Raw genomic sequence first — 4,861 nt, 5'->3', positions numbered from 1 at the left:
CGGTTTTCTGCCGAGGAGCTGCTCCAGCGTTGTGTCAGGGAAATCGAACTCGCCCTGCGCTATTGCTTCACTAAAACCGGCCAGTATATGAATGCCTTCCACCGGCACGCCAGCCTGGGTTAATTGTGCCGTGAAATCGGCGGTGGAGGCCGGGATGTATTGTATTTGTTTACCCGACAGTTCACTCAGCTGCCGGGCGATATCATTGAAAGAATAGCTGGTATCTGCTGCCAGGTTGTATGTTTTATTTTCATGACCGGCGCCCAGCAGCAGGATAGCCCCTGCCACTCCCATGTCGTAACGGGTGGCATAGGGCGCTTTTCCATCGCCGGCAGGCAGGAAAATAGTGCCGGACTCCAATATCTTTTCTCCCAGGAACATCGGTAATACATCTGCATAGAGTGCATGTGCAAGGATGGTATAAGCAAGACCGGAAGCCTTCAGCCATTTTTCCGTGGCCAGGTGCGCTTCCGCCACTATCCCCACTGCGGAGACGCCCACTTCTGTTTCGTGCTGGTAACTGGTATAGAATACATGCTTCACTTTAGCCGCTACCGCCGCATTCACTACGTTTTCATGCTGGGAAATGCGACCTGTTACGTCGTTGCCGGAAATAAAATACAGCTTATCAATACCCTGGAAAGCAGTTACCAGGGAGTTGTAATCATTATAATCGCCTTTGAACACCTTTACCCCCTTTGCCTGCCAGGCCGCTGCTTTATCAGGATCCCTTACCAATACAGCGATATTGGCCGCATCTGTTCTTTTCAATAATTCTTCTGTTACCACTTTACCAAGGTGACCGGTGGCTCCCGTTATCAATATTTTACTCATGTTACATTTCAATTTTAATTTTCCAAAACTACTTACCTTTGGTAACTATCTGTTCAACCTTACCTTTTGGTTACCGCTAACCTTTTGGTAAGTTAAAATTGTTAAAAGTGAATAAACATCAACATCCTTCAGCGGAGGCTTGTGCGGCTTCCCTGACAGCAGTGGGAGATGCACTGTACGCCATCGGTGGTAAATGGAAACTGAAGATCATTGTGGGCCTTATAGGCCATAGAAGGCGCTTTAATGAATTACAGCGTATAGTGACCGGTATTTCGGCCAAGGTATTGTCTAATGAGCTGAAAGAGATGGAGCTGAATGGTTTTGTGAGAAGAATACCCGTGGAAGATGGCGGTTATATCGTGGAGTATGAGCTGACGGATTACAGCGACTCCCTGGGAGATGTGCTTCATTCATTAACCGTATGGGGGAAAATGCACCGGCAGAAGATTACAGGGCGCAGTATGGATGTACCCGCCCTGCAACCGGCATCAGTTGAGTAAAGCGGCTTTCACCGGCAATTGCAGCTGGTAGCCTTTGCTGCCCATGTATACATATTTTTTGACGGCGGTGAAGCGTATTTTCTTTTTGTTTTTCAACAGGCTTTTCACTTCCTCCGGGAGCCCTTCTGTATCCGTGGCGGTGGCAGTTCCTTTTAACGTGATCACAATGTCGCGGAAATACTTTTTATCACCCGCCGGCACGGTATACTCGCTTGTCCAGCTGGATAAACCTTCCTCCGCCCCAACTTCCGTTCTTTCTGTACCATAAGCAGCCATCACCTGTTGATAGCCGCCGTTAATGCCTGCCACCAGGAACAGGGCGCCGTTGAACGGACCGCCACCGGGACCATTGCTATGCTTGATCATAAACGCGTACTGGTCATTCCCTATCAGCAGGGGCTTAGGCGCAGGACAATTTGAAAACGCGCCATAGGCTTTAATAGCCGGCTGGAACATGCGCAGTTTCCAGCCTCCGTCTGTAAGCACAAACTTGGCGAGGCCCAGCAGGCCGCCCGTGAAGCGCGATGTCTGGAAACCTTCCTCGTCAAATACAGAATGGTTAAAGCTGATTACCTTGTACTGTAAACCGCTTGAGTCTTTAAAATCCATTTCGTTGATCAGCCGGGTGGCTACGCCTTCCGCATAGGGGAATACTGCATCTCCGTCGCCGTTTACATCGGGGTAAGATCTGGGCTTACAGGTTTTACATTCCCAGTTGATCAGTTCATTCCGGTATTTATCCTTGCTGAGGTTATAGTATTTGCCGGGAAACAATTGCAACAAGGCTTTCTGGGCGTTAAATGTTCCTGCCAGCACCAGGTTGCGGGGCTGTAAAACAGAATCGGGTACATTTTTCTTTTGCAGGTATTCATCGGATTGGGCCCAGCAGGCAGTTACCAGCCCTGTTTGCAGCAATGCCAGCACAAACAAACGTTTCATCATAAGTGTAAGCTATTATCTATGCCGGCAAAGGTACTACTCGCAGCGCAAAAATGATATCGCGGGAAAACAGCAGATCAGTTCCCTTAATCCCGCTAACTGTTTACAACGATGAACCGCTATCCTGATACATCTGCCATCCAATAAACCGGTACTGCCACAGGAAATTGCCAATCGCTTTGATGTAAGTATTTGCAGCGTGATGAATGCGGAAAAAAGTTTTGACGGGTCTTTTTCAACTGACATACGGTTGTCACACCCCACCGGTAATTTTGAAATATGAACAGTCAGCAGATCGCACAACAACGGCTGCATCAACAGCAGCTCCTTCATTCCCGCTTCACGCAGCCGGCAGCGCTGGTACGCTGGATGGGCTGTATGCAGGCGCAGGATTACGCCGGCGCCAAATGGGCCATCGGCACCCGTGTTAAAGGCAGCACCGATGCTTCCATTGAAAAGGATTTTAACGAAGGGAAAATCCTGCGCACTCATGTACTGCGTCCTACCTGGCACTTTGTGGCGCCGGAAGATATCCGGTGGATGCTGCAGCTTACCGGTCCCAGGATAAAGGCATTTAATAAACGATTGTATGCAAAACTGGGCATTACCGATAAGGATCTGAAGCGCAGCAACACCATTATTACCAATGCGCTCAGCGATCATCAGTTCCTTACCCGTACGGCGCTGCTCCCGCTGCTGGCTAAAGCCCGGATCAACACCGACGATATCCGGCTGGGGTTTCTCCTGATGGATGCGGAGCTGGAAGGACTTATTTGCAGCGGGCCCCGGCAGGGTAAACAATTCACTTATGCATTGCTTTCCGAACGCGTACCTGCGGCGCCCCTGCCCGACCGGGAAGAAGCCATTACCCGTATCACGCTTTGCTATTTCAGCAGCAGGGGCCCTGCCACCCTGCACGACTTCCAGTGGTGGAGCGGACTGAATATGGCCGATATCAAAAAAGGATTACATCTCAACAGGGAACATCTTACCCACACCGTTACTAACGGTAATGCCTATTGGTTTTCTGCAGCAGCTCCTATAAATAAACGCAACACTCCCGCTACTTTTCTCCTGCCCTGTTACGATGAATATGCCGTAGCTTATAAAGACCGCAGCGATATTCTCCCGGCCGGGCATCCGGCTGCTGCCGGTTATGGCATCTTTAAGCCGGTAATTGTAACCAACGGGCAAATAAGCGGCACCTGGAGCCGGAAAGAAAGCAGCCGGCATATTACCGTCGCCACGGAGCTGATGAACCCCGGCAAAAAAACAGCCACTGCAGCTGCCGCCTATGCTGCTTTTATGGGTAAACCCCTGCAGGAGTTGATCACTATATAAAAGCAGGCAGCTAAAAATGCCTGATATTTGGTTACTTTGCCCAGGTATAGACCCATATTAAGCAAACGAACCAGATTATCAGATGACAGAAGATATACAACTTCAGCTCAGAACGGTGAATGTAACCCGCTACGTAACACCGTTACGTGAAGGGGGCTCGCTGCCGGCCATTGCCGAAGCAGACGACGGATTCCTGTATGCCCTGAAATTCAGGGGCGCAGGCCAGGGCGTGAAAGCGCTCATCGCGGAATTAATTGGTGGCGAACTGGCCAGGATACTTAAACTTAAAATACCGGAGCTCGTATTTGCCAACCTGGATGCGGCCTTTGGCCGTACAGAACCGGACGAAGAAATACAGGACCTGCTGAAGAAAAGCGTAGGGCTCAATCTTGCCCTTCATTATTTATCCGGCGCTACCACCTACGATCCAACGGTAAATACTATTGATGCCCTAACGGCGTCTAAGATAGTGTGGCTCGACTGCCTCCTCACCAATGTAGACCGCACCGCGCGCAACACGAATATGCTGATGTGGCGCAATGAGCTGTGGCTCATTGATCATGGGGCATCGCTTTACTTTCATCACTCCTGGCAAAACTGGCGCGAACAATCGCTCCGCCCTTTTGTACAGGTAAAAGATCATGTACTGCTGCCACAGGCCGGCGAACTGGAACAGGTAGACGCCGCCTTCCGCTTAATACTTACACCGGAACGCATACGCGCCGTAGTAAACATCATTCCCGAAACATGGCTGCAAAGTGAAGACAGCAACGATGTTACACCGGAAGAAAGACGCGAGGTATATTTTGAATTTTTAACCAACCGGATCAGCCACTCCGGGGTATTTGTAAAAGAAGCACAACATGCAAGACAATCACTTATATGAGTACGCGGTAATACGGGTGGTGCCTAGCGTGGAGCGGGAAGAGTTTCTGAATGTTGGTGTCATTCTTTATTGCAGGCAACAAAAATTTTTACGGGCAGTGTATACCTTAAACGAAGAAAAATTGCATGCACTGTCCCCACAGGCAGATGTTAATACCATCCGTCCCTACCTGGATGCCTTCGTGGAAATTTCCAAAGGCAGTAAGGCCGGCGGCCCTATCGGGGCGCTGGATATGGCCAGCCGTTTCCGCTGGCTCACCGCCATGCGCAGCAGCGTGGTGCAAACCTCCAGGGTACACCCGGGTTTTTGCAGCGCCAACCCCGAAGACACGCTGATACGGCTGCATGAGCAGCTGGTGCTC

At 50.2% G+C, this 4,861-nt stretch carries 6 protein-coding genes; 4 read left to right on the top strand and 2 right to left on the bottom strand.

Annotated features, from left to right (window positions below):
- Positions 1-834, bottom strand: an 834-nt coding sequence (locus tag VN105_RS14660) for an SDR family oxidoreductase (RefSeq protein ID WP_325642147.1), incomplete at its 3' end; no start/stop codon positions are given.
- 107 nt (positions 835-941) lie between these two features.
- Between VN105_RS14660 and VN105_RS14655 the strand changes: the two genes are divergently transcribed.
- Entirely contained in the window at positions 942-1,334 is a 393-nt protein-coding gene (locus tag VN105_RS14655) for a helix-turn-helix domain-containing protein (RefSeq protein ID WP_325642145.1), read from the top strand.
- On the opposite strand, the gene VN105_RS14650 is transcribed toward VN105_RS14655, so the two are convergent.
- Positions 1,323-2,276 (bottom strand): hypothetical protein, encoded by a 954-nt coding sequence (locus tag VN105_RS14650; protein WP_325642144.1) that lies wholly within the window; start codon positions 2,274-2,276, stop codon positions 1,323-1,325. The two genes, VN105_RS14655 and VN105_RS14650, sit on opposite strands and share 12 nt — an antisense overlap.
- A gap of 276 nt (positions 2,277-2,552) precedes the next feature.
- Between VN105_RS14650 and VN105_RS14645 the strand changes: the two genes are divergently transcribed.
- The 3 genes from VN105_RS14645 to VN105_RS14635 all read left to right on the top strand — a co-directional run.
- Positions 2,553-3,614: a winged helix DNA-binding domain-containing protein gene (locus VN105_RS14645; RefSeq protein ID WP_325642142.1), complete on the top strand. Its 1,062-nt coding sequence runs from the start codon at positions 2,553-2,555 to the stop codon at positions 3,612-3,614.
- Between the two features lie 82 nt (positions 3,615-3,696).
- A complete protein-coding gene (locus VN105_RS14640) occupies positions 3,697-4,500 on the top strand; it encodes a HipA family kinase (RefSeq protein WP_325642140.1) in 804 nt (267 codons plus the stop codon).
- On the top strand, positions 4,478-4,861 hold a 384-nt coding region (locus VN105_RS14635; RefSeq protein WP_325642138.1), incomplete at its 3' end, for a DUF3037 domain-containing protein. The genes VN105_RS14640 and VN105_RS14635, both read left to right, overlap by 23 nt.

The sequence above is a fragment of the Chitinophaga sp. genome (assembly GCF_035564935.1).
Lineage (GTDB): Bacteria > Bacteroidota > Bacteroidia > Chitinophagales > Chitinophagaceae > Chitinophaga.
This window is presented reverse-complemented; position numbering and strand designations above follow the sequence as displayed.